Source organism: Sphingobacterium sp. KH_072 (genome assembly GCF_057837975.1).
This window is the reverse complement of record NZ_CM174457.1, coordinates 3286346-3312019: the sequence shown is the minus strand read 5'-3', so window position 1 is coordinate 3312019 and position 25674 is coordinate 3286346. Positions and strand designations below refer to the sequence as shown.

The following is a 25674-nucleotide window of genomic DNA, read 5'->3' as shown; positions in this document are numbered from 1 at the left end:
ATGAATCTCCTTAAAATTTAACAGTTTTTGGATTTTGTGCCTGATGTTTGTGCTCAGAACCAGCATAAACAAAAAGGTTTCTAAATAGCTCACGGCCCAAACGGTTTCTAGGCAACATACCACGTACCGCTTTCTCGATGATGCGCTCTGGATGTTTAGCCATTAATTCTTTTGGAGAGACAAAACGTTGACCACCTGGGTAGCCGGTGTAGCGAACATAAACTTTGTCGCCCATTTTGTTTCCTGTCAACTTAATCTTGTCTGCGTTGATAACGATTACATTATCTCCACAGTCTACGTGTGGGGTGAATGTAGGCTTGTGTTTGCCGCGGATTACTTTCGCAATCTCGCTTGCCAAGCGCCCCAAAATCTCTCCTTCAGCGTCAACAACGATCCATTCCTTGTTTACGGTGTTTTTGTTAGCAGAGACAGTTTTGTAACTTAACGTATTCACTTGCTTTTGTTTTAAAATTAATTAATAAATTCTTTCCTTCCTGTACTCACTACAATAAGGTCTGCAAAGGTAAGCAATATTTATCAGATCATACAATGAATTTTAATTATGTGACGTTGCGCATGGGGCTCTTTTCTATTCGTGCACAAAAGATGTAAAAATATCGCTTTTAAAATTTCTTTATTATTATTTAATTATTAAATTGGTTTAATATTTTAATTTTAAATAGTTGTTTGTGCTATTGTATTACCGCTTTGTAGTAGACTAATACAGCTGTAACTGTACAGCTCACCAATTTGATAACCAATACAATAAGATATGAAGCTTTTTATGAGTGTACTATGTTTGGCTCTTTTCAGCCAAGCAAGTTTTGGTCAGGGATCTTCGGAATATGATTCTGGTATCAAGGTAGATTTAAATGAAGACGGATCAAAATACGTCCGATTTGTGATCTGGAATCAAATCTGGGCAAGATCTACGCAGAATAACCCAGGCTCTATGATCAATGGCGAAGAGGCCGACCGCAGTTATGATATTGCCAATCGACGTTTACGATTCTTGATGTATGCGCAAATTACCCCTCGTTACTTAGTATTTACTCATGTAGGTGTCAATAATCAATCTTTTGTAGGAGGCGGTGCACCGGGGCCTGATGCGCAGGGGACGGGTGCAAATGGTGCGGGAAAAAAACCTGGAATCTTTTTCCATGACGCATGGAATGAGTATGCGGTAGTATTGCCTTCAGCCGACAAACCCTTTAGCTTGTCCATTGGTGGTGGTTTACATTATTACATGGGGCTTTCTCGCTCTACGATGACTTCAACGCTAAATATCATGACGCTCGACGCACCGATATTTAACTGGCCGCTAATAGAAAATTCGGATCAGTTTGCACGACAAATGGGATTATTTGCAAAAGGTAAATATGGTTCTATTGAATATCGTTTTAGTGTGAACAAACCATTCGCTACGAATCTGACGCCGATAAATGCGACCAATCCCGAGCAGGCCATTGCAGTCGACAATAACGGGAACTCACGACTATCCACTGGTGGATATGTTGAATATCAATTTTTGGAAAGGGAATCTAATCTATTGCCTTTCAAAACGGGCTCGTATCTCGGCACGAAAAGAGTATTTAATCTGGGTGTGGGTTTTTACAACGCAGCGAGATCAACCCGTAGCATGGTGGCTGGAGAAATTAGTCAACATGCTATGCGATTATACTCGGCGGATGCTTTCTTGGATTTGCCAATAGGCATACCAGAGCAAAAAGCTGCGTTGACAATGTATTCCGTATTTTACAATTATAATATGGGGCCAAACTATCTAAGGAATCTTGGAATTATGAATTTAGCAGTCGAAGATCCGAATTTCACGGGATCTCGTGCGCTAGCAGGTCCGGGCAATCTCCAGCCCATGATTGGTACGGGCAATATATGGTATACTCAAGCTGGATATTTGATCCCGACTTCGAAGGAAAAACCGAAGGTCCGTTTTCAGCCTTTCGGAGCATATACTTACAAAAATTTTGAACAATTGCAGTCCGCAAGTTCGCAGTTTGATATAGGTGCTAATCTGCTTTTAGATGGACAGCACGCCAAAATTACAGGACAGTATTCTACACGCCCGATCTATAGAGCTATCGGCGGCGAACGAGATGGTTCTCGAGGAGATTTCATTCTTCAATTACATATTTATTTATAAGATCAAATCTATTCGAGAAGATTTCTAACTTTAAATAACCAAAAAAACTAAATTTTATGAGCAATACCAATCCGCAGAAGCCAAGTGGAATATGGAGCGTTATTACCGCGTCTTCTATGGGCACTTTGATCGAATGGTACGATTTCTATATTTTCGGAAGTCTGGCCGTTGTGCTTTCTACCAAGTTTTTTCCTTCCGACAATCCCACTGCAGCATTTTTGTCAACCTTAGCCACCTTTGCGGCAGGTTTCGTCGTGCGGCCGTTCGGTGCATTGTTCTTCGGTCGCTTAGGCGATATCATCGGCCGAAAGTACACGTTCATGGTCACCTTATTATTGATGGGTGGAGCCACCTTCATTATCGGTTGTGTGCCGAGTTTTGAAACGATCGGTTATGCTGCGCCAATCATCGTCTTATTCATGCGCCTGCTGCAAGGTTTAGCTTTAGGTGGAGAATACGGCGGAGCAGCTACATACGTAGCCGAACATGCGCCTAAAGGACAAAAAGGATTCTGGACTTCGTGGATTCAAACGACGGCGACTGTCGGTCTGTTTATCTCGCTGCTAGTCATCTTGTTTACCAGGACCATGCTCACACCAGAGCAATTTGATTTGTGGGGATGGCGTATCCCTTTTTGGGTATCTATTTTGATGGTCTATGTATCATACTTGATTCGTAAGAATATGAGCGAATCCCCAGCTTTTGCGAAAGCAAAATCGGAAGGGAAAACATCGTCTAATCCACTTAAAGAAAGTTTTGGAAATAGGTACAATCTTAAATTTGTATTACTCGCTCTATTTGGTGCAGCCATGGGGCAAGGAGTAATCTGGTATACTGGCCAGTTTTATGCCATGAGTTTTCTAGAACGCGTCATGTCCGTAAATCCCGAACAGGTAATCACAATTTTAGTGATGGCCTTGCTAGGAGGTACACCTTTCTTCATTTTCTTTGGTTGGCTCAGTGACAAGATTGGTCGTAAAGCAGTGATGATGTCGGGCATGCTGATCGCTATTTTGTCTTATCGAGCGATTTATGAAAAAATGTACCAAACGACCAATCTGGAACACAAAACTGAAATGGTGGAACGACGAATGGAGACCAATGCGCTAAAACAGTTGGGAGATACCCAAGATTCCGTGTTTACGACCATACGGTATTTTGAAGATGGTACGGCCGTTACGGAGACGCGCACCTTACATCTGGAAAATGGCATGGCAAAAATAGTTAGTGGAAAAACACAAATAGCACAAGCCAAATCTATCGAGGTGAACAGTGCGGATAAATGGAGTCTAACTTTTCTAGTTTGGATACAAGTACTCTTCGTAACTATGGTGTATGGTCCTATTGCTGCTTTTTTGGTCGAACTGTTTCCTGTACGCATACGATATACTTCGATGTCGCTGCCTTATCATATTGGTAATGGCATTTTTGGTGGATTGTTACCTGCAATCTCTACCTACTTCGTTTCCAATGCGCAAAGCGAGGGCAAGGCCGATTTTTATCTGGAAGGACTTTGGTATCCGATTATTATTGGTGCTATCTGTTTTATAATCGGTGTGATCTATATTACCAAAAAGATGACCACACGCTATACCGATTAACGGATTGATTTTTTAATTATTGATGTAAACGAAATTAATATGAATGCGATAAAAAGATTTTTAGGTATAGTTTGGATTCTTCTGGCAGTAGGTATGGGCTACTTTCTCGTTACTTTTGGCTGGCCAAAATTCGTGTCGGGTACGCAAGATGGTCTTGTTTTTGGGATTATTATTTTGTTTGTCCTATTGCCTTTGATTGTGGTAGGATTGATGGTATTTGGCTATTATGCGCTAATTGGAGAATACACACAAGAAGAATAACGGTAAATTGGTGCTGTATTAATTGCTGTATATCAATCCATTTTTTAATGATATCTCCGTTGTGATTCTGCTCCTGACAAGATGGTCATGATGCCGTTTTTTCGGTCATTTGTTAATTTTCTGATAAACCAAAAAACAACATACTGTTTAGAACTTTATTATTTTACTTTTGTTTAAACTATCTTTAGTGTAATTTAATAAATAAGATTCCCATAATATTAGTTCAATCCATATATGTTTTCAAATTCTTTTCAGAGAATCCTTCTGTTATCAGCCCTATTCGTTTTGACGATTTTCACGAGGTCGGAAGCGCAACAAGGGACGCCAGATACTGCGTATCAGCAGAAATTGATCGAATTCCAACAATTACTGCAAGCAGGACAAGTAAACGAGGGTGCTGAGTTGTTGGATAACCTTATTCAGGAATATTCCGATTACTCGGAAGCATATTACGCGAAGTCCTTATTGTATGCGCAAATGGGGGATGTAGAAGGCAGTTTGCCATTTGCTCAGCAAGCTATTCGCCTTAAACCGAAAGATCTGACCTACAATAATCATCTGCTTGGTCTTTACAAAACGATGGGAGATGGCGAGGCTATCGTTCGTACACTCAATCAGCTTTTGCAGTATTATCCGAATAATCCAGTAATTCTGCGCGAAAAGATGTTGATGTTGCATGCTTCGGATAAATCCGAAGAAGCATTGGCGGTATATGATGAAGCGACCAAAGCGATCGGCGCTTCGGATACGCTGGACGTGGTGAAGGCAGAAGTATTGATTGATATGGGTAAGCTCAAAGAAGCACGTACCTTATTAGAGAAATGGTATAAAGAACGTTCACCAATACGCGAGGTGTATGGCACATTGGCCTTCGTAAACAATAACCTCGGACAGGGGAAACAAGCTATCCAAGTAATAGAGGACGGTTTGACTTTTACGAAGAATGATTTTCTTTACTTTGACCTAGCGGATATTTACAATAACCAGAAAAAACCGCAGCGTGCATATGCCGCGTTGCAAGAAGCTTTTCGTTCGGAAAGTATTCCTTATCCCGAAAAACACCGCGTGATGACGCAGATCGCAGCAAGTCCGGATATGCTGACCTTACCACAAAAACAAGATCTGGCGAATATGCTGGTGCTGAAGTACCCACGTATAGCAGAGAACTATAATTTTAAGGCAGACATCCTTTGGCAAAGCCAAAACTTGGCGGAGGCCAAATCGTTATATCTGACCTCGTTGGGTATCAATCCTCGGCAGGCTGATACGTGGAGAAAACTGATGAATGTGGAGATGGCGGCCAATCAGCTCAGCGAAAGCATTATGCACGGGCAGGAGGCATTGATTCACTTTCCGGATAATGCGGTATTGTTTTACTTTACGGGAATTGCTTATTTCATTAATAAAGATACTACTGCCGCCCGCGAATATTTAGAAGCCGCATTGGATAACAGTGCCAATGAAAATGATTACGTCAAATCTATGATCTACGGTTCACTAGGAGATTTGTACCACGCTTTGGATATGATAAAAGTATCTGATGCGGCCTACCAAGAAGCGATCGCATTGGATAGTACCAATGCATCTGCTTTGAATAACTTGGCTTATTACTGGTCGATTCGGAAAGAAAATTTGGATCAAGCGGCCGCATATGCCAAGCAAGCTACTGAGTTAGAGCCAACTTCCAACACCTTTATGGATACCTATGCTTGGGTATTGTTTCAGCAAGGAAATTACCAAGAAGCGCAGATATGGATTGAAAAAGCGATGAAAGGCGAGAAGCCTTCGGCTGTCTTGTTAGAGCATCATGGCGATATCCTATCTAAACTAGGTAAAACTAAAATTGCTGTGGCGCAATGGCAGAAAGCATTAAACCTAGCCCATGAAGACAAGTCTGTAGATGTAGATAAATTAAAAGAAAAGATCCGTGAGAAAAAGTTTATTGACTAAATACGTTTGCGCGTTGCTTGCTGTTGTGGTCTTCGCATCATCCTGTTCATCTCGCCGGAAGACGGCCAAGGGGGCAGAAGTGCCCACAACAGATATGTCTACAGATAACTCCATCAAGACATTTGAAATGAGTAATCTTGACTATTTCACATTTTCTGGCAGGGCAAAGGCCAAAGTTACGATGGACAAAAATAGCCATGATGCGACCGCCCACATTCGGGTGGAACGGGATAAAGCCATTTGGATTTCCGTTACTGCCTTGTTGAATATTGAGGTGGCGCGTGTATTGATTACGCCAGATAGTATCAAGATACAAACGAAATATCCGAGGAAGGAGCTGATTACTCGCCCATTCTCGTATGTGTATAATTATATCAATCCTGGACTTACTTTTAAATCATTGCAAGATATTTTGGTGGGCAATCTTTCGCCCGAGCTATTGCGTTCATCCCAAGTGCAGATAGCGAGCAATGGCGATGATGTTATCATCGTAGGAGCGAAGAACAATGTGACATTCCAATACGGTATGAATGCACAAAATCGGCCTTATGCCACCAAGATAGAAGACAAGCAATTAGGCCAGATCCTGGATGCATCTTACGATCAATATGGTTCGTTTAATGGTCACGTATTTCCACAGCGTTTTATCCTTAACGTACAAGGAGAAGGCTTGCAAGTAAAAGCAGATTTGCAGTACAACCGTGTGCAATTCAATGAGAAGTTGGAAATGCCTTTTTAGAGTTCAGATGCGTATGTTCTGTTAAATTTCGTAAAATGTCAAAAAAAGACCTATCCCCGTGTCAGCTTAACTGATTAATATCGTTAATTTTGCCTCTTTACAAATGATTGGATAGCTAGTTCCGGTAACTCTTATGATCAAAAAAATAATCTTCAGTATAGCTTTCGTGTGTTTTGCAGTGGTTTTGTCATTCGGACAAAGCAGTGCTGAGCTGAAGAAGCAAAGAGAAAGAATCGATGCTGAAATTGCGACGCTACAGAAAGGATTACGTGCCAAATTGCAGGAGAAATTGCTTTCTCAAAATGAAGTAACTGCATTAAGCAAGCAGCTGAACCTGCGAGAAGATAAGATCGGAACGATCAATAAAGAATTGCAAATCATCAGCAATCAGATTACTAAAAATACCCGTGAGGTAGCAGCGCTCGAAGCAGAACTCGAGAAGATGCGCCAAGATTATAAGAAAATGATCTTATTCGCTTTTCGCAACAAGAATGCCTATAATAAAATGATGTTCATCTTCGCGTCGCGAGATTTCAACCAAGGTTTCAAACGGGTAAAATACTTGCAGCAATTCAATGACGCTCGAAAGATCAAAGCTGCTGAAATCGAAGGGACACAAAAACAGATACAGCTGAAACTTGCGCAACTAGAGGTAGATAAGAAAGCTCAAGCCAAATTGTTGGCTGAGCAACGTGCGGAGCGCGATGTGATATCTAAAGATAGATCCAATCACCAGCAAGAGTTGAGCAAGTTGGTGCGCGAGGAGCGCGGTTTCCAAAGCCAACTGACAGGTAAGCAGCAGGAGAAAAAACGACTAGATGCTGCTATACGCAATGCCATTGCGCGTGAAGTAGCTGCCGCAAAACGCTTGGAAGAAGAGCGCCGACGCAAACTAGCGGAGGAAGAAGCTAAACGCTCTGGTACCACGGTCGTAGAAGCCGAGAAAAAGATCGAAGCGAAAACGGGTTCTAATGTATTGAATAGCACGCCAGAAGCTACACGTCTATCGGCAGACTTCAAATCGAATCGCGGTCGCCTTCCTTGGCCAGTAGCACAAGGCAATATTATTAGCGCTTTTGGTCGCAAAACGGTAGAGCGCGGTGTTACAGTAGATGATTTGGATGTCGGTATTCGGACCGGATCAAATGCGACTGTAAGAGCTGTGTTTGATGGCGAGGTGGCGCAAGCTTTACCAGGGTTAGTGGTGGTACGACATGGTGAGTTCTTTACCACGTATTCAAACTTAAAATCGCATTCAGTGCGTCGTGGAGAGAAAATTTCGAGAGGGCAGACCATCGGTACAGTAGATGATGATCCAGATCGTGGATTCCCAGTACTTAACTTTGGCGTGTACCAAGGTCAAAATCCGCAAGATCCTTCTGGATGGTTGGCACGGTAAGAATTAGTTGAATAGTAACAAAATAATTGAAATATTAGTATTATTCCCTGATAGTGACTACATTTGAGTTCAGTGTTATGGGATAATTAGGAACAGATATTATGAATACAGCACATTTAGCGTTCATAGGAACGCAAGAAATTATCATTATTGTCGTCATCGTTCTACTTCTTTTTGGAGGTAAGAAAATTCCTGAATTGATGCGTGGATTGGGTAGAGGTGTAAAGGAATTTAAAGAGGGGCAACGTGAGGAGCCTACTGCTGAAGATACTGACACAACACATACCAGAAGAAATGACTCAATCAACGATCCAAGATAATCGGATCTTGAATAGATAACGGCCAAAAAGTTCTGCTAGCTAAGCGTTAGCAGAACTTTTTGGCTTTTTGTATTTATAGTGTTGGCAACTAAGCATTAAGCCAGCGCCCATTTAAACTAATCACACCCATTCATAATGGACAATAAGATAAGCTTATTACTATTGATGTTTGTGATGGTCTTCCAAACGACCACAGCACAAAAGAGAACTAGAAACGTACTACGGAAGCCTTTACAGCAATCCATACAAAAGCAATTCGAGCAGGAACGAGAATCGGTGGTCACCCATTTAGATTCCGTCAAAGAAGTGCACGGTGCGCAGGTCGATTTCTCGTATGATGATGTGCTTATTGGGCAACGCATCCAGCGGATGCAGAAAACCATTCCATTGGAATACAACCATCTCGTCAAAGCTTATTTAGACAAATACATTTCGCGTAACTACAAGCCTTATATGGAGAAATTATTAGGTTTGAGCGAATATTATTTCCCGATTTACGAGCAGATTTTTGAGGAAACACAGGTGCCGGACGAAGTAAAATACTTGTCCGTCGTAGAATCGTCGCTAAATCCACATACACTTTCTACCTCTGGTGCCTTAGGTCCGTGGCAGTTTATCTATGGTACCGCAAAAGGGTATGATTTGGTGATGGATAGCTATATCGATGAGCGCAAAGATGTCTATCTCAGCACGTACGCCGTCTCAAAATATTTGACGGATGCTTACGACGAGTTCAATGATTGGCTATTGGCTTTGGCGTCGTACAATTGTGGTCGTGGTTGTGTACGACGTGCCATACAACGTTCTGGTATGCATGCGCCAACCTTCTGGGAGTTATCACCTTATTTACCGCAAGAGACGCGCAATTATATTCCAAAATACATTGCCATGTCTTATGTCTTGAAGCATGCACAGTCGCATCAGCTTGCTGCACAAACGACCGATTTGCAGTCTCCTTATCGCGTGGTGATGGTAGATCGGCAAGTAGATCTAAATCTAGTTGCTCAGGCGGTAGATTGTTCTTTGGAGGTGATGCAAGCGTACAATCCAGCTTTTAAACGGAAGCAGGTGAATGGCACGGTCGAACATCCAAAGCGACTCATTGTGCCTACGCAAGAGCATATGAATGATTCTTTGTTGTATGTGGCACTCCACCAACAAGGCGTACCCATTGTAGATAAAATGCTCACTGGAGTACATTATACGGTGAAGGCTGGCGAAACATTGGCCACCATTGCACGAAAGCATGATGTAACGGTATCAGAATTATTGGCTTGGAATGATCTTTCGTCCAAAAGTGTTTCTACAGGCAAGACTTTATGGATTGAAAAAGAAGAAGAAGCACAACGTGTAGATACGCGGTTAGCGTCTAATGTGAGCAAAGCAAAGGCAACAGCAGCACCGGTGAAACAAACTGCTTATGTTGTGCACACCGTGAAGAAAGGTGAAACGTTGACAGGGATTGTATCTCGGTACAAGGGAGCGACGATCGCGCAACTAAAAGCGGATAATAATATCAAAAATAATCACCTGTCTATCGGTCAGAAAATCAAAGTTGCCCAGATAAAAGGAAGAATCTAAGTCGGTTACGCAAGGTAAGCGGCATCCGAAGCCACACCATCGTGTTCTTCAAACTCTACCTCCACATGCTCTTTCAAGATAGTCGAGAGCTTCAACCCGTAGTAATCACTGAAAATCGGGAAGGAGTGATGGCTGCGGTCTATCAATACCGCCGTGCGCATTTTCTTCAAGGGAATATTTAAGAATAATCCTAAGCCATAAGCCAAGGTACGACCACTATTTAATACATCATCTACTAACACAATTACTTTATCTTGTGCAATGGTCAAATCTTGATCTGCGCTGGCATCCAGCTGACGCTTCAATTTGTCGATTGTTACGCGCATCAACTCAATGTTTATTTGCGGAGCGATCTCCTGCAGCAATTTTTGCAAACGTTGCGCAAATACATAACCCCTATCAGCAATACCTACCAGTACGATATCCGTCTCATCAAAATTATCTTCGATGATCTGGTACGCGATACGTTTAGATTTTTGGTGAATCTGTTCCTTATTTAAAATCAGGGTTTTCGTTGCCGACATAATGTAATGGTATTAAATGCCATAAAAATAGCAAATCTTTCAAATAAAAAAGTCTGAATGTGCATCACATTCAGACTTAAAATATCATTAAAATTCTCTACAGAGAATTGTTTAGTTCAAGTTGTTGTCTTCTTCTTCGCTACCGATGTTTGCCATCATCACGCGATCTTGGTCTACCTTAGGGCGTCCGCCACTAAAGTAATAACGACGCCAGTAAGCTTCGTCCAGATTACTCACCATGACTCCTTTACTAGAAGATGCGTGCGCAAACTGATTATCACCCAAATAAACACCTACATGTGTGATGCTTTTGCTGCGAATTTTGAAAAATACTAAATCACCTGCCTGTAGGTCATTCTTTTGTACAGTCGTTACATTGGCATACTGATTGCGACTGTTATAACCGATGGTCGTGTTGAATACGTTCTCATACACCGCCAACGAGAACTTAGAACAATCAATACCGCGTTTGGAATCTCCACCTAGTCTATAAGGTGTGCCGACCCATTCGTATACAAATTGATAAAGTTTGGTATTGGTAGTAGCATTTACAGCGACGCCCATAATTTGTGAAAAGTACTCTTTCGCCAGATTATCAGGGTCAGAGGATTTTGTTTGTGTTGTTTGTGCCTGCGACACTAGACATAAGCCTATGAAAAGCATTGCTGCTACTAGTTTCTTTGTTTTCATTAAATCGCGATTTCGCTGATGTATAAATGGATCATTAGGTATAAACCCCCTAACCCGCTATGTACTTAACACAAATGTAATGTATAGATACGCGAGTTGCAAGAGAAATTATTTCATTTCTATGATAATTCTGCCAAACAGGTACTTATCCCACCATAGCGCTAAAAAGAATTAGCTCTCAGAGCTTGCATTAGGTAATTTTTTAATTTTTAGCATAATGTTTGGATTATTTAAAATAATATCCTTTATTTGTTGTAAGAATTTTATTTGACATGCTTACATCGATCACTATTATTACAATTATTACCACCGGGATTAGTTCTCCGGAGGAAGTTTTTGTATGGTAGCGATTCAACGTACTTAATTATACAAAGCCTTCCTCCGAAACGAGGAAGGCTTTTTTTATGGAGTTTATTTATCGCAATATTATATGAAAGTTTTAAAATTTGGTGGCACATCTGTTGGCTCGGTAGAAAGTATCCGGTCTGTACTAGCGATTATCAAAAAATCTTACGATAGTGACGAACAGCCAATCATCGTGTTGTCGGCCATGTCTGGCATTACCAATACCTTACAAGCCATGGCGGAAGATGCTGCTTCTGGGAATTCTTTTGAAGCAGGACTTGCTGAGATGGAGGCCCGACATTTTGAGGTTGTAAAAAACTTGATCCCTGTCAAATTTCAAAACCCCGTACTAACCCGGCTGAAACTTTTATTTAATGAAATCGATGCCTTACTTCAAGGTGTTGCCGTATTGCAAGAGTTGAGTTTACAAAGTAAGGACTTGTTGATTTCCTACGGAGAACGTTGTTCTAGCTATATGGTATCCAAGATTATGGAGCAGGAAATTCCTAATGTGTCATTTATAGATGCTTCATCCTACATCAAAACCGATTCAAATTTTGGACAGGCCAACGTGGATCAGGAGCGAACCATACCGTTGATTCAGGCATTAAGTGACACGCATGCCGATAAATTGCTTTTTGTGACCGGATTTATCGGCTCGAATGAAGCAGGTCGTGTCACCACATTAGGAAGAGGCGGTTCTGATTATACAGCAGCGATCTTCGGGGCAGCGCTAGATGCAGAGCGTATCGAAATTTGGACCGACGTAGACGGTATGCTGACGGCAGATCCGCGCATTGTATCTAAAGCCTTTCCATTATCTACGTTATCGTACACCGAAGCTATGGAGCTTTCCTACTTTGGGGCAAAAGTGATTTACCCGCCAACGATGTTGCCGGCCTTCACAAAAAAAATACCCATCGTTATTCGTAATACCTTCAAGCCGGATTTTGCAGGCACGGTGATCCAGTTTGAAAGCGAGAAATCGTCGTATCCTATAAAAGGTATTTCGTCTATTGGCGATATCTCCGTGATCAATATGATTGGTAGCGGCATGATTGGTCGTACTGGTTTTAGTGGTCGTTTATTTAGTTTACTGGCGCGCGAGCAGATCAATGTGATCTTGATCACGCAATCATCTTCGGAGCATAGCATCACCTTTGCGGTGAGTCCGCGAGACACGCAAAAAGCGCAGCAATTGATTTATCAGGAATTTGAACTGGAGATTGGCGCAGGAAAACTCATCTTGCCGGCGCCCGAGTCTGGATTGTCCGTATTGGCCATCGTGGGCGAAAATATGAAACGCACGCCGGGTATGTCGGGTAAGCTATTTCAAGCCTTAGCGCGCAACGGAATTAATGTTCGCGCGATAGCGCAAGGATCTTCTGAATTGAATATTTCGGTCATCATCGATAAGGAAAATTTGGGAAAAGCCCTAAATGCAGTACATGACGCATTTTTTGCTACGCTGAATAAAACCTTGCATGTATTCAGCTTAGGCACGGGCAATATCGGCGCTACTTTGTATGAGCAATTGCGGGAGCAACATGATTTTCTGGTGGAGCACAATGATATCGATATCAAAGTAGTAGGCATTGCCAATTCTAGAAATATGCATTTCGATGTGGCTGGGATCGACCTTTCGGCATGGGAATCTACTTTAGAGCAGCAAGGAGAAGTATCTGATCTATCTGTTTTTGTAGAGCGCATGAAGCTGTTCAACCTGCCGAACTGTGTATTTATTGATAACACGGCCAGCGCTTTGCCTTCGACCTATTACGAAGAGATTTTTAAATCCAGTATATCGATCGTTACCTGTAATAAGATTGCGAACTCCGGATCTTTCGCTAATTACAAGCTATTGCGCGATACGGCACGTCGTTTTGGCGTAGATTTCTATTACGAGACCAATGTAGGTGCTGGCTTACCGATAGTTCGCGTGCTCAAAGATTTGATGATGAGTGGCGACCGACTGTTAAAGATCGAAGCGATACTGTCGGGTACGATTTCTTATATCTTCAACAATTTTGTCGAAGGCGTCTCCTTCTACGATGTGGTCAAACAAGCACAAGAGTTGGGCTATACCGAGCCAGATCCGCGTGATGATCTGGGCGGTGTGGATTTTATGCGCAAGATGTTGATCCTTGCTCGTGATGCCGGACATGAAATCGAACCCGCCGATGTGGTTTTGGGCAATATCTTGCCAGCATCTTGCTTGGCTGCGACCTCGGTGGCAGATTTCTATGAAGAGCTCCAAAAATCAGACGTTTATTTTAATGACTTGCGCGATCGTGCTGCTGCCGAAGATAAAGTATTGCGGTACATTGGTAAGTTGGCCGAAGGAAAGGTGTTTATCGAGTTGGAAATGGTAGGCGCAGATCATCCGTTTTATTCGCTATCGGGTAGTGATAACATTATTTCCTTTACTACAGAACGTTACAAGGTCCGTCCGTTGGTTGTGAAAGGACCGGGCGCCGGCGCTGAGGTAACTGCCGCAGGGGTATTTTCGGATTTGGTGAATATTGGTGCATAAAGGATAAGATCAAACTAGCAATCTAAAAGAAACGATATGAATGATAATAAAGGCGCTGACGTCATGATAGATCAGCGAGTAAATATGGAAAATATCCGCGAACAGGTTCGCGTATTCGCGCCTGCGACCGTGGCCAATATGATCTGTGGATTTGATATTTTGGGATTTGCAGTGGATGCGCCCGGCGATGAGGTAACGATGACCAAAGTCGATCAACTAGGCGTACGCATTACGTCTATTAAAGGGGACGATGGTCGGCTTCCGCTGGATCCAGCACAGAATACGGTGAGCGCCTGCGCGATGAAAGTCTTGGAAGACCTGGGACTAGCCGATGAATTCGGAATTGAAATAGAATTGGTCAAACATATGCCGATCGGAAGCGGATTGGGATCTAGCTCCGCGAGTACGGTTGCTGGAGTTTTTGCGATCAATGGCTTATTGGGAAATCCATTAACAAAAGAAGAATTGCTGCCGTACTGCATCGAGGGCGAACGCTTAGCTTGTGGACATGGACATGCCGATAATGTAGCGCCGGCATTGATGGGCGGAATTACACTGATCCGCTCGTACGAGCCATTGGATATTGTGGCTTTGCCAGTACCAGACGGCATGTATGCTGGGATTGTGTTTCCACATGTGGATGTGCCGACCAGAGATGCGCGCCAGTTAATCAAAGAACGCGTTGCATTGAAAGACGCCGTCGTGCAGTGGGGAAATGTTGCTGGATTAATAGCAGGCTTGTATCGTAATGACTTTGCGTTGATCGGGCGCAGCATGCAAGATGTGATCATTGAGCCGGTGCGTGCGATCCTGATCCCTCAATTTGCCGAGATGAAAGAAATTGCGCTGTCGCATGGCGCATTAAGTTTTGGTATTTCGGGATCCGGTCCTTCCGTGGTGGCTATCACGCAGAGCGAAGAAGTTGCTCACGCCATTACCCAAGAAATCAAAAAACACCTCGATCAGCAAGAAATAGATAGTAATACCTACGTTTCTGCCGTCAATACACAAGGTCCAAGATTATTAGATTAAACACGCTCACACCAGATGAAATTTTATAGCACCAATAATAAAGCATTACGCACCGATTTTAAAAATGCCGTGTTCCATTCCCTGCCGGCAGATAAGGGGCTGTATATGCCAGAAGAGATTCCGAAGCTGGATCCGCTCTTTATTAAGAACATCACCCAATATTCATTGCAAGAGATTGCACTGGAAATTGCCAAGCTCTATGTGGGCGATGATATTCCAGCACCAGCATTAAAAGATATCGTAGCAGATGCCATCAACTTTGATGCACCGATTCGCTTTTTAGATAGTGAAACGGGCGTTCTAGAATTGTTTCATGGACCATCCTTCGCATTCAAAGATTTTGGAGCGCGATTTATGAGCCGCATCATGGGTTATTTCTCTAAAGAAGACGATAAATTATTGGATGTCTTGGTCGCGACTTCTGGTGATACAGGTGGCGCCGTTGCATTAGGTTTTCTCGGTGTGCCCGGCACACGCGTCACGATTCTATATCCAAAAGGTAAAGTTTCTAAAGTGCAGGAACAGCAACTGACCACCAACGGACAGAATATTCGCGCCATTGAAGTGGATGGCACGTTTGACGATTGCCAAGCCTTAGTAAAGCAGGCTTTTAACGATGCGGAGGTCAATCAACAATTGCGACTTACCTCGGCCAACTCCATCAATATTTCGCGTCTGATTCCGCAAACTTTCTATTATTTCTGGGCGTATGCGCAGCTGCGCATACAAGGCATCTCGGAGGTGGTATTCACGGTGCCGAGTGGCAATTATGGAAATATCGGAGCGGGATTGCTCGCCTATAAAATGGGCTTGCCGGTGAAAAACTTTGTGGCAGCTACCAATGCGAATGATACCGTGCCACGCTTCTTGACGTCTGGCAAGTACGAGCCAAAACCATCGGTGCAAACCGTGGCAAATGCCATGGACGTAGGTGATCCAAGCAATTGGGTGCGGATTCAAGACCTGTTCAATCACGATTTGGCCACTTTGCAAAACTTAATTCAGACCTATACTTACAACGACGAAGAGACTTTGGCAGGAGTACAGGAAATGTATGATCAATATGCTTACGTCGCTTGTCCGCACACGGCCATCGCGTATTTGGCGGCCAAAGCGCACCGGGCAGCGCAGCCAGGAACGTATGCATCTGTACTGCTTTCTACGGCACATCCTTGCAAATTTCCAGACGCCATACCAGCAGCGTTATTTAAGGAAGTAAAATTGCCCACAGGAGCAGATCATTTAGAGCATGGAGAAAAGCAAGCCGTACCTATGTCAGCCAGTTATGATGCTTTCAAAGAATATTTAATCAAGAATAAATAACAGCTTAATTAAGGAGATGCCAGCTGCATCAATAAGGCGGTAAGCCAGCCAGCGTACGTGCCTATGGCATAGCTGAAAACACACAAAAGTACCGCCGCAGAGATCAACGAAGGATGGAAAGCCGAAGCCGTAACAGAAGCCGAAGCTACGCCACCTACGTTGGCCATGCTGCCCAAGGCGAAGTAGAAGAATGGTATTTTGAAATATCGACCAACGACGAATAGCAATAGCGCATGAAAAAATAACCAAAGAAAACCGACTAAAAATAAGCCGGGGTTATCGCTAATCGCTAAAATATCCATCTGCATACCAATCGTGACGATCAGCATATATAATAAAACCGTCGCCAGCTTAGAAGCTCCCGCAAATTCCAACCGGCGGGCTGGCGTAAAGGAAAGTCCGATTCCAATAAGCGTGGCAAATAGTATAATCCAAAAATAGGTATTGGTCAACGACAGGTTGGCCATTGCGGGATGGTAAGTTTGGATGTATACGGCTATTGGCTCTGCCAAAAAAGTAGCCAGACCTGTTCCTCCAAGCGCAAAGCTCAACATCAGAATCAAATCTTTGACCTCCGGATTGCGCTTATTTTGCTGTTCTCGCTGTTGCATTCTTTCTGTCAGCAATGCTACATCGGCACTATCTGCCCGAAACCAGCGATCAACTTGAGCAAACCGCGAAGCACCATATAGTAACAAGGCCATCCACGAATAGGCCACAAATACATCGACCGCGATAATGGCCGAGAAAAGTTTGGTGGATGGTTGTACAATCTCTCGCACCGCTAATTGATTGGCACTGCCACCAATCCACGAGCCAGCCAACGTGCCCAATCCGCGCCAAACAGCATCTGGCCCAGCACCTCCAACGGTTTCTGGAGAAATAAATGCCGTAATCCAAACGGCAAGCGGACCGCCTACTACAATGCCTATCGTTCCCGTGATAAACATGATGCCAGCGCGCTTGCGTAAAGACCACAATTCTTGGAGGTCGAGATTTAGTAAAAAAAGAATAAGGCAAGATGGCAATAGATATCGACTGCCAACCTGCGGTAAAGGCGAATTGGAATCATCAAACACACCAGCAGAATTCAAGATACCCGGTAAAAAATAGCAAAGTAAAAGGGGGGGGATAACCCGATAGAATCCGACGATATATTTATTTTGTAGCGCTGAAGTATAAAAGACGAATCCCAAAATCAGCATTAATATTCCCAGAATGACTGCTTGATCAGTAATCATAGGTGCTGCGTATAGAATCGGGTATTGCATGGGGAACATAATTTAGCTAAATTGTTCTGAAAGTAAGCATTTCTATTCATTTCTGTAGCTATCTATCTACTGAGATGTTAGAGAGGTTGTGCAAAAACAAATCTATGAAGACGAGAAAAGTATTTATTACCAAAGATATTCCTGCGAAAGGTATCGAATTATTAGAAAAAGCCGGTGTGGAAGTGATCGTACATCAGGGAGATAGCACCTTGTCGGAAGCGGAACTGATAGAAGCCTGTCAAGAGGTAGATCTGTTATTGAATGTGGGACAGTTACCAATTACAAAGTCATTCTTAGAAGCTTGTTCACACTTGCAAGGCGTTGCACTCGCCAGTGTAGGTTATGATCATGTCGATTTAAAAACTGCTACAAGCTTGGGCATTCCTGTATCTAATACGCCAGATGTACTGAGTGGCGCTACCGCCGATGTTGCTTTTTTGTTGATGTTAGCCGTTTCGCGAAAAGCATTTTTCCGATCAAAAGAAGTTATTGATGGGCAATGGAAAGGTTTCGGATTTACAGAAGAGTTGGGCATTGAGCTAAATGGTAAAACTTTGGGCGTCTTGGGTCTAGGACGTATTGGCGTAGAAATGGCAAAAAAAGCAAAAGGCGCTTACCATATGGATATCATCTATCACAACAGAAATCGTAATACAGAAGCAGAAGAAGCACTAGATGCCAAATACGTGAGTTTTGAAGAATTGCTTGCACAAAGTGATGTGTTGTCGGTACATACTAACCTTTCGGACGAAACGCGACATAAATTCAATAAAGACGCGTTTGCCAAGATGAAATCATCTGCCATATTCATTAATACGGCCCGAGGCGCGATCCATCACGAAGCAGATCTGGCAGATGCCTTGCGTGATGGACAGATTTGGGGAGCAGGCTTGGATGTGACCGATCCAGAACCGATGACTGCGGATAGCCCGCTGTTACAAATGTCTAACGTATGCGTTTTGCCACATATAGGATCTGCAACAATCGAGACGCGTACCGCCATGGTCGAGATGGCGGCTAAAAACCTGTTAGCGGCATTGGAAGAGAAGCAGATGCCGCAAATAGTAAATGCAGATATTTATAAATAAAATCATTTAATAAATTTTAAAGAAATATATTTACTTAATTATCAATTAGGTAAAAGTGTTTCGGTTGCTCCTCTTCTTATTAACGGTTACGCGCATTTCAGCGCAGGTGTTTCAAGCGCCTGCGCTGTTGGGTATGGGCAATACTGCTGCCGCATACCAAGGCATACATAGTCCGATGGCAAACCCTGCAGGAATGGCACGGCAACAAAATTATTCCATTAGCGCGGCTTACCAAACGCATTACGCATTGTCAGATTTGTATAGCTACGGTGCGTATGGTGTGTTGCCGATCTTTAAAACGGGTGCAGTAGGTGTGCGAATCCATCAGTACAACAGCTCCAATGTGTTGCAGCAAACGGCTTGGGAAATAAGCTATGCCTATCCTTTCGCCAATAATTGGCGTGCGGCAGTCGGGTTTCAGCAACGTCGCGTAGCTTGGGAAGACATTCCAGCAATCGCCACGAGTAGTCTAAGTGCAGGACTACAATATCATCGCAACAACTTGGTGATAGGCGGATATCTTCGAGAAATCAATTTTTCCAATTCGATCAATGCGCTCCTGCCACGAGAAGCGCTGGAAACAGTAGTAGGGATAAGTTATCTATTTTCCGAACAAGTTTACTGGGCTACCGATATCTTCTGGGAGCGTGATCAGAATCCCGAGCTCCGCACAGGTTTAGCGTATCAATTTCATCGATATTTTAGTGTGAGAGGTGGTGTTTCGTCGCAACCGGTGCAATATTATGTGGGCGCGGGGATAGTGAGTCGAAACATTCATCTAGATATTGCCGCTTCCATACATCGTGAATTGGGCACTTCGCCGCAATTAGGTTTTTCGTATGTTTTCTAAGCACCATACACTCTGGGCATGTCTGCTATCGTTGCTGTTTTTCAAAGCACAGGCGCAGCGTTTGGAAGATGCTTTTATGGAAGAGCAATTGCTGGAGCAACTGGTAGAAGATCTAGCGCCTGATTTGGATGTGAGCGAAATTTTGGAGCGACTTCGGCAGTATTTGATCCGTCCGATCGATCTCAATCAAGCGACGGAACAAGATTTTGCTGCTTTGGTGTTCCTAACGCCATTACAAATTAATAATTTACTGTTGCACCGACAACAAAGTGGCCAATACCTCTCGGCATTGGAACTGCAAGCGGTAGATGGTTTTGATCTACAAACGGTGCGTTTGCTGCAGCGATTTGTGCGTGTAAATACGCCAAGCGAGTGGCAACGTCAATCTTTGCGCAACATGATGCAAAAGAGCCATTCCGAAGTGATGGTACGCTACGGTCGCATTCTAGAAACGCAGCAGGGCTATCAGATCACCGATGAAAATCGTTCTCGATATCTGGGCTCACCAGACCGTGTAGCTGTGCGATTCCGTATGAATTACGAAAATCGCTTGGAAGTTGCGGTGAATATGAACAAACATGCTGGCGAACCTTTCTTTCGGTACGAGCAGCGCTATGGCTTTGATTTCTATTCGGTGAGCGTGCTGATTAAAGATGTTGGCATTTTCAAGCGCATTGTTATTGGCGATTATGCCTTGCAGGTAGGGCAAGGGTTGATTTTGTGGAATGGATTGCACTTTGGCAAGGGCGCATGGATGGCGAGTGTGGCTCGGCAAGGAGTGGGATTGTTGCCCTATAAGTCGCTCAATCAAAGTAATTTTATGCGTGGCGCATCGGCTGTTATTGCCCACAAAAATTGGTCATTCACCCCTTTTGTAGCTTGGAACAAGTTGGATGGTAATGTGATTGAAGTGGATGGTCAACGCGAAATTCGTACCATCAATTATTCGGGTTACAGTCGTACGCCGACTGAGCAAAGTTACCGGCGGGCGATCAATCAATACGTTTATGGCGCCAATGTGGTTTATCAACATGATCGATTAAAGTTGGGCGCTACTTGGCTATCTACCACATTCGATGGATACATCCAACCGAACGATGAATTGCGTAATCGTTTTTCTTTTGAAGGGAATCAGCTTAATAATGTTGGCGTTTACTATAACTACACTTTTGGGAACACTTATCTTTATGGAGAAGCGGCACACAGCTTGGGTAGTGGCTATGCCACGAATAATGGATTAATGGCCAGCCTGCATCCCAAATTGACCGTTGTAGTAAACCACCGATATTACGAAGCGAACTATCATCAGTTCTTCGCGCAATCAATTAGTGAGTTGTCTACTTTGGGAAATGAACGCGGTCTGTACACCGGATTGATGTACCACCCATCTCGCAAGATAGAATGGGTGAATTATCTGGATGCGTTTAGCTTTCCTTGGTTGCGCTTTCGGGCAGACGCGCCATCATCGGGCGTAGATTTTTTATCTCAACTTTCATACATTTGGTACAAGCAGGGCCGATTAATCTTTCGTTTTCGACATCGCCTGCGGCAAGAAAATGTGACGGATCCTAGCCGGCCGGAAAATATGCAGGCCGATATGATCCGAAATCAAGGGCGGATAGATTTCCAGTATAAATTGAATGAGATATGGGCAATACGATCTAGAGTTGAGGTTTCTTATTATTTTAAAGAACTCACTTCGCGTGAGTTTGGCGTATTGGTTTTTCAGGATCTTTTGTGGAGTAGTAGAAACAATAAAATTTCGGGCAATGCGCGCGTTGCATATTTTACGACAGAATCTTTCGATTCTCGCATTTATGCCTATGAGCAAGATGTGCTTTATGCCGCATCATTTCCTATGTATTATGGTAGAGGTTGGCGCACGTACGCTAATATGCGTTGGCGGTTTTCGAGGCGGGCAGATCTTTGGGTGCGGTACGCCATCACTAAGTTCTCAGGTGTTGAAAGTATCGGCTCACAATTGGATCGAATTGATGGTGATCAAAGAAGTGAAGTAAAACTGCAAGTAAGATACCGATGGTAACGTATCCGATCATTCGATTAGAAGGTGGATTGATGCCATTTTTGAAGCTATTGCTCGGCTATTTGTTGGGGATTGTTGCGGCTCAATGCTTCTTTTGGAGTTACGCTTTGGTGCTATTTATCACAGGTGTTTCCTTTAGTTTGCTATTATGTTTGTTGGTTTCCTTAATGCTAAGCATTCCTGCTAAGGCAATAAACTTGCTATTGTATTTCAGTTGGATTTCGCTGGGGCTGATGCAATATGGTCGTTCTCTGCCAGAAACTAAAGTAGATTATGTGGCTGATCAAGATTTTACCCAACTCATTGGCGACGTCGTGGAGGAACCTTTGGATAAGAAAGGAACGATTCGACTTCGAGTAGATTTACAGGCGGGGATTGATTCTTCTGGTACGACACAGCAGGTTTCAGGTAGGGTGCTGCTCAATGTTTATAAGGACAGTGCCACCACGCTATCGCCAAGATATGGAGATCGGATACAGTTTCCCGCAAATTTACGGCGCGTTGCGCCACCGTACAATCCCAATGAATTTGATTACAAAAAGTACCTAGCCAATCGTGGGATTCATCATCAACAACGCTTATCCGCCGCGCAACTTCTGATCCTCAAATCGCAAACCACTTGGTACACTTATGTACTGCATTTGAAGGAGCGCGTCGTAACCCAGTTTCGGTCGAACATTGCCGATCAAACCGCGTTTTCTGTAGCAGCGGCTCTGGTGTTTGGTTATCGGGCAGAGATGGATCCCGAAATCTATTCGGCCTTTACTGATACAGGGACTATTCATATTCTCAGCGTTTCGGGGATGCACGTTAGTATGGTTTTTATCTTGTTGACTTTCCTGTTGCGACCCTTGGATCGGTGGACGTACGGCAAATCGTTTCGTTTTAGCTTGGTATTGTCTTTCATCTGGTTGTACGTCGTGCTCACGGGCATGGCACCGCCCATATTGCGCGCTGGTATCATGATTAGTTTCTTTGTGTTGAGTCAATGGATTGGTCGTCGGCAACAGAGTTTAAATGCACTTTTCGCCTCTGGTTTTTGTATTTTGTGGTACGATCCGGCCATGCTTTTTGATGTTGGATTTCAGTTGTCATACCTCGCAATGTTGGGCATATTTCTGATTTTTCCGCTGCTGCGGTCGCTGTATCTTCCTCGCCACCGCTGGCTGCGAACTTTAGTAGAATATAGTTATATCTCGCTAGCCGCTCAGCTGGTAACGACTCCGTTAACGCTCTATTACTTTGGGCAATTCCCCAACTACTTCCTTCTAGCTAATCTGCTCATCACAATTCCGGCTACGGCCATTATGTATCTAGGCGTTGGGCTAATGTTGTTACCGATTCCTGTGGTAGCGCAGCTACTCGGTACGCTAGAGCATGTAGCAATCCATGTGATGGTCTCCACTTTAAAGTGGATTGGCAATTTACCTGGAGCGACTTGGCAAGGTTTTTCCTATACTATTCCACAAGTGATTTTGTTGTTTGGAGCAGTGGCTGCCTTTTTTGTCGCGGTGAATTACCGCTCAAAACAATCCTTGTATGCACTAGGCACTACTATATTTTTTTTGGCGAGTATATCTTTCTGGCAATGGCATCAAAGGATAAATTATCGTGGGCTGCATGTTTATCAGATGCGGCAGCATGTGGCTATGGCTTGGTACGAACGAGGCCGGGTTATTTTGTTTAGTACATTAGATTCTTTGCAACATGCCAGTATTCAGTATGCGGTGATGCCGGATTTAAAATTCTATCGCGCGCAAGATCAGATAGAATTGGTTCAAATCTCTGCACAACAAAATAGCTTGTTGATCCTGGCCAATCTCCGATTGTATGTGTGGAATGAGGGCGATTATGATCCACCAGCAGATGCTGGACTGATCTTAGTGCGAAACAATCGGTCCGTACGAGCAGATCATATCTGGCAGCCTACATTGCATGTGTTGGATGGTAGCAACAGTGCCTTTTACATCATAAAAAATGCCGCAGCACTAATGGATGCAAAAGTAGACTATTATGCCTTAAAGGATAATTTTGCTTATGTTTGGAAGACAGAATAAATGAATCCGACAAGCCTTTCTATATTAAAACAGTATTGGGGATACGACCAATTCAGACCACTTCAAGAGGAGATTATCCACGAAGTGTTGATGCGGCAAGATACGCTCGCGCTGATGCCAACAGGTGGTGGCAAATCCATTTGCTTTCAAGTGCCTGCCATGCTTCAAGAAGGGATCTGCATCGTGATATCTCCCTTGATTGCGCTGATGAAAGATCAAGTGGAGCGATTGCGCAAGCAAGATATTCAAGCAGTAGCGATCTATTCGGGCATGACAAAGCGCGAAGTGGATATCACACTCGATAATTGCATTTTTGGAAACATCAAATTCTTATATCTATCGCCCGAACGTTTGTATTCGGACATCGTATGGGAACGTCTGCGGCATATGAACGTCAATCTTTTTGCGATCGACGAAGCACATTGTATCTCGGAATGGGGCTATGATTTTAGACCATCGTACCTTCAACTGCATCGACTTCGAGAATTGCACCCCGACATTCCTTTTCTTGCGTTAACCGCAACAGCGACGGAAAGGGTGATCTTGGATATTCAGGAGAAACTGCTATTTCCCAAGCCCAATGTATTGACCAAAAGTTTTCAGCGTGAAAACCTAGGTTATATGGTGCTACCGGAAGAAGATAAGATGGGCCGGATGTTGCGGGTGATCCAAAAAATCGGTGGCAGCGGAATTGTGTATGTGCGCAATAGACGCGAAACGCAAGAAGTTTCCCGTTATCTAATGAATCAAGGTATCTCGGCTGATTTTTATCATGCCGGTCTGGATATGCCAACGCGCACCGAAAAACAACAACGCTGGGCGAGTAATGGCACGCGCGTGATTGTGGCCACGAATGCCTTCGGAATGGGGATTGACAAAGCCGATGTACGATTTGTCATTCATCTGGACATCCCCGACTCACTAGAAGCGTATTATCAGGAAGCTGGTAGGGCAGGGCGCGATGGCAGAAAGGCATTTCCTGTGCTATTGTATAATCAAGAAGACCGAGATCGCCTTTGGGCGAATCTGGAATCTTCCTTTCCGGATGTCTCGTTTATTCAACAAGTCTATCATCAGCTGGCCAACTATTTTCAGATCGCTTACGGCGCTGGTTTGGGCACGGTGTTGTCTTTTGATGTGGTCGACTTTGCGAAAAAATATAATCTGGGTGTGCTACCTACCCTGAGTACGTTGAAATTCTTGGAGCGCGATGGTTGGCTGAGTCTTTCGGAGGCGGTCTTTATTCCTTCACGATTGAAGTTTGAAGTGGATTACCAGGAAGTGTACAAATTTCAAGTGCAGTCTGCGAAGTTCGATCCACTGATTAAGCGTGTTTTGCGGAGCTATGGCGGAGCATTTGATTTATTTGTACCGATCAATGAATATGAATTTGCCAAGGCGCTGAGCGTTCCTTATCAGGAAATAGTGCACATGTTGCAAACGATGCAACAGATGGAACTGATTACTTATATGCCTAAAACAGATGCCCCGCAATTGCAGTTTTTACGCCCTCGAATTGATCGGAAAAACTTGTACGTCGATACCACTTTTATTCGAGAACGTCGTCGTGTCAAAGAGGAACAAACCAAGGCGATTTATCATTATCTGGATACCGATAACTGCCGCAGTATCGCTTTGTTGACTTATTTTGGTGAACATAATGCTACTCCCTGCGGCGTGTGTGATCTTTGTTTGGTACGTGCTCACCATGGAAAAGTTTCTTCTCAAATTAGGGAGCAAATTAAAAACTTATTGCTGGACAAACCTTTGCCTTTGCGAGAACTCATCGACCAGATTGGTATTGGTTCCGAAAAAGCAAAGCTAGACGTATTCAGAACCTTACTGGATGAGGAGCAGCTCGTTCTTAAAGAAGATTTATACTATTGGAATGTGGGGTTTTAATAC

The 25674-nt window shown here is 43.6% G+C and carries 20 protein-coding genes; 16 read left to right on the top strand and 4 right to left on the bottom strand.

Features of this window, described 5'->3' with window-relative positions:
• Positions 1-10: 10 nt before the first annotated feature.
• The gene (rplM, locus tag AC3IRT_RS14730) at positions 11-454 is read right to left on the bottom strand and encodes a 50S ribosomal protein L13 (RefSeq protein ID WP_489393969.1); all 444 of its coding nucleotides are present in this window, start codon (positions 452-454) and stop codon (positions 11-13) included.
• A 330-nt stretch (positions 455-784) separates the two neighbouring features.
• Here rplM and AC3IRT_RS14725 point away from each other — a divergent pair, with 330 nt between their 5' ends.
• The 8 genes from AC3IRT_RS14725 (at position 785) to AC3IRT_RS14690 (ending at position 10012) form a co-directional block, all read left to right on the top strand.
• Positions 785-2161 carry a hypothetical protein gene (locus tag AC3IRT_RS14725; RefSeq protein WP_489393968.1) on the top strand — a complete coding sequence of 459 codons (1377 nt, stop codon included), beginning with the start codon at positions 785-787 and terminating at the stop codon, positions 2159-2161.
• Between the two features lie 56 nt (positions 2162-2217).
• Positions 2218-3762 (top strand): MFS transporter, encoded by a 1545-nt coding sequence (locus tag AC3IRT_RS14720; protein ID WP_489393967.1) that lies wholly within the window; start codon positions 2218-2220, stop codon positions 3760-3762.
• A 39-nt stretch (positions 3763-3801) separates the two neighbouring features.
• Positions 3802-4023, top strand: coding sequence for a DUF6814 family protein (locus tag AC3IRT_RS14715; RefSeq protein WP_489393966.1), 222 nt, complete (start codon positions 3802-3804; stop codon positions 4021-4023).
• 285 nt (positions 4024-4308) lie between these two features.
• Complete coding sequence (locus AC3IRT_RS14710; RefSeq protein ID WP_489393965.1) at positions 4309-5973, top strand: tetratricopeptide repeat protein; 1665 nt, start codon at positions 4309-4311, stop codon at positions 5971-5973.
• On the top strand, positions 5951-6712 hold the full coding sequence (gene lolB1, locus AC3IRT_RS14705) for a lipoprotein insertase outer membrane protein LolB1 (RefSeq protein ID WP_489393964.1): 762 nt from the start codon (positions 5951-5953) through the stop codon (positions 6710-6712). The genes AC3IRT_RS14710 and lolB1 overlap by 23 nt, the downstream gene beginning before the upstream one ends.
• 133 nt (positions 6713-6845) lie before the next feature.
• A complete protein-coding gene (locus AC3IRT_RS14700) occupies positions 6846-8111 on the top strand; it encodes a murein hydrolase activator EnvC family protein (RefSeq protein WP_489393963.1) in 1266 nt (421 codons plus the stop codon).
• A 101-nt stretch (positions 8112-8212) separates the two neighbouring features.
• Entirely contained in the window at positions 8213-8431 is a 219-nt protein-coding gene (locus tag AC3IRT_RS14695; protein ID WP_166335195.1) for a twin-arginine translocase TatA/TatE family subunit, read from the top strand.
• A gap of 135 nt (positions 8432-8566) precedes the next feature.
• Positions 8567-10012, top strand: a complete 1446-nt coding sequence (locus AC3IRT_RS14690) for a lytic transglycosylase domain-containing protein (RefSeq protein ID WP_489393962.1) — start codon at positions 8567-8569, stop codon at positions 10010-10012.
• Between the two features lie 5 nt (positions 10013-10017).
• Here the strand turns inward: AC3IRT_RS14690 and AC3IRT_RS14685 are convergent, their stop codons facing one another.
• A complete protein-coding gene (locus AC3IRT_RS14685; RefSeq protein WP_166335191.1) occupies positions 10018-10536 on the bottom strand; it encodes a phosphoribosyltransferase family protein in 519 nt (172 codons plus the stop codon).
• Between the two features lie 111 nt (positions 10537-10647).
• Positions 10648-11226 (bottom strand): C40 family peptidase, encoded by a 579-nt coding sequence (locus AC3IRT_RS14680; RefSeq protein ID WP_489393961.1) that lies wholly within the window; start codon positions 11224-11226, stop codon positions 10648-10650.
• A 430-nt stretch (positions 11227-11656) separates the two neighbouring features.
• Here AC3IRT_RS14680 and thrA point away from each other — a divergent pair, with 430 nt between their 5' ends.
• The 3 genes from thrA to thrC are packed head-to-tail and all read left to right on the top strand — an operon-like array spanning position 11657 to position 16459.
• Positions 11657-14104, top strand: coding sequence for a bifunctional aspartate kinase/homoserine dehydrogenase I (thrA, locus tag AC3IRT_RS14675; RefSeq protein ID WP_489393960.1), 2448 nt, complete (start codon positions 11657-11659; stop codon positions 14102-14104).
• 36 nt (positions 14105-14140) lie between these two features.
• A complete protein-coding gene (locus AC3IRT_RS14670; protein WP_489393959.1) occupies positions 14141-15136 on the top strand; it encodes a homoserine kinase in 996 nt (331 codons plus the stop codon).
• A 15-nt stretch (positions 15137-15151) separates the two neighbouring features.
• Positions 15152-16459 carry a threonine synthase gene (gene thrC, locus AC3IRT_RS14665; RefSeq protein WP_489393958.1) on the top strand — a complete coding sequence of 436 codons (1308 nt, stop codon included), beginning with the start codon at positions 15152-15154 and terminating at the stop codon, positions 16457-16459.
• Between the two features lie 8 nt (positions 16460-16467).
• Here thrC and AC3IRT_RS14660 read toward each other — a convergent pair whose 3' ends face one another.
• Positions 16468-17700, bottom strand: coding sequence for a DUF819 family protein (locus tag AC3IRT_RS14660; protein WP_489393957.1), 1233 nt, complete (start codon positions 17698-17700; stop codon positions 16468-16470).
• 134 nt (positions 17701-17834) lie between these two features.
• On the opposite strand from AC3IRT_RS14660, the gene AC3IRT_RS14655 reads away from it, so the two are divergent.
• The 5 genes from AC3IRT_RS14655 (at position 17835) to AC3IRT_RS14635 (ending at position 25671) form a co-directional block, all read left to right on the top strand.
• On the top strand, positions 17835-18818 hold the full coding sequence (locus tag AC3IRT_RS14655; RefSeq protein ID WP_489393956.1) for a 2-hydroxyacid dehydrogenase: 984 nt from the start codon (positions 17835-17837) through the stop codon (positions 18816-18818).
• A gap of 64 nt (positions 18819-18882) precedes the next feature.
• Positions 18883-19668 (top strand): hypothetical protein, encoded by a 786-nt coding sequence (locus AC3IRT_RS14650; protein ID WP_489393955.1) that lies wholly within the window; start codon positions 18883-18885, stop codon positions 19666-19668.
• Positions 19658-21712 (top strand): ComEA family DNA-binding protein, encoded by a 2055-nt coding sequence (locus AC3IRT_RS14645; RefSeq protein WP_489393954.1) that lies wholly within the window; start codon positions 19658-19660, stop codon positions 21710-21712. The genes AC3IRT_RS14650 and AC3IRT_RS14645 overlap by 11 nt, the downstream gene beginning before the upstream one ends.
• A complete protein-coding gene (locus AC3IRT_RS14640) occupies positions 21706-23769 on the top strand; it encodes a ComEC/Rec2 family competence protein (protein ID WP_489393953.1) in 2064 nt (687 codons plus the stop codon). Before AC3IRT_RS14645 ends, AC3IRT_RS14640 begins: the two co-directional genes overlap by 7 nt.
• Positions 23770-25671 carry a RecQ family ATP-dependent DNA helicase gene (locus AC3IRT_RS14635; RefSeq protein WP_489393952.1) on the top strand — a complete coding sequence of 634 codons (1902 nt, stop codon included), beginning with the start codon at positions 23770-23772 and terminating at the stop codon, positions 25669-25671.
• Positions 25672-25674: the final 3 nt, after the last annotated feature.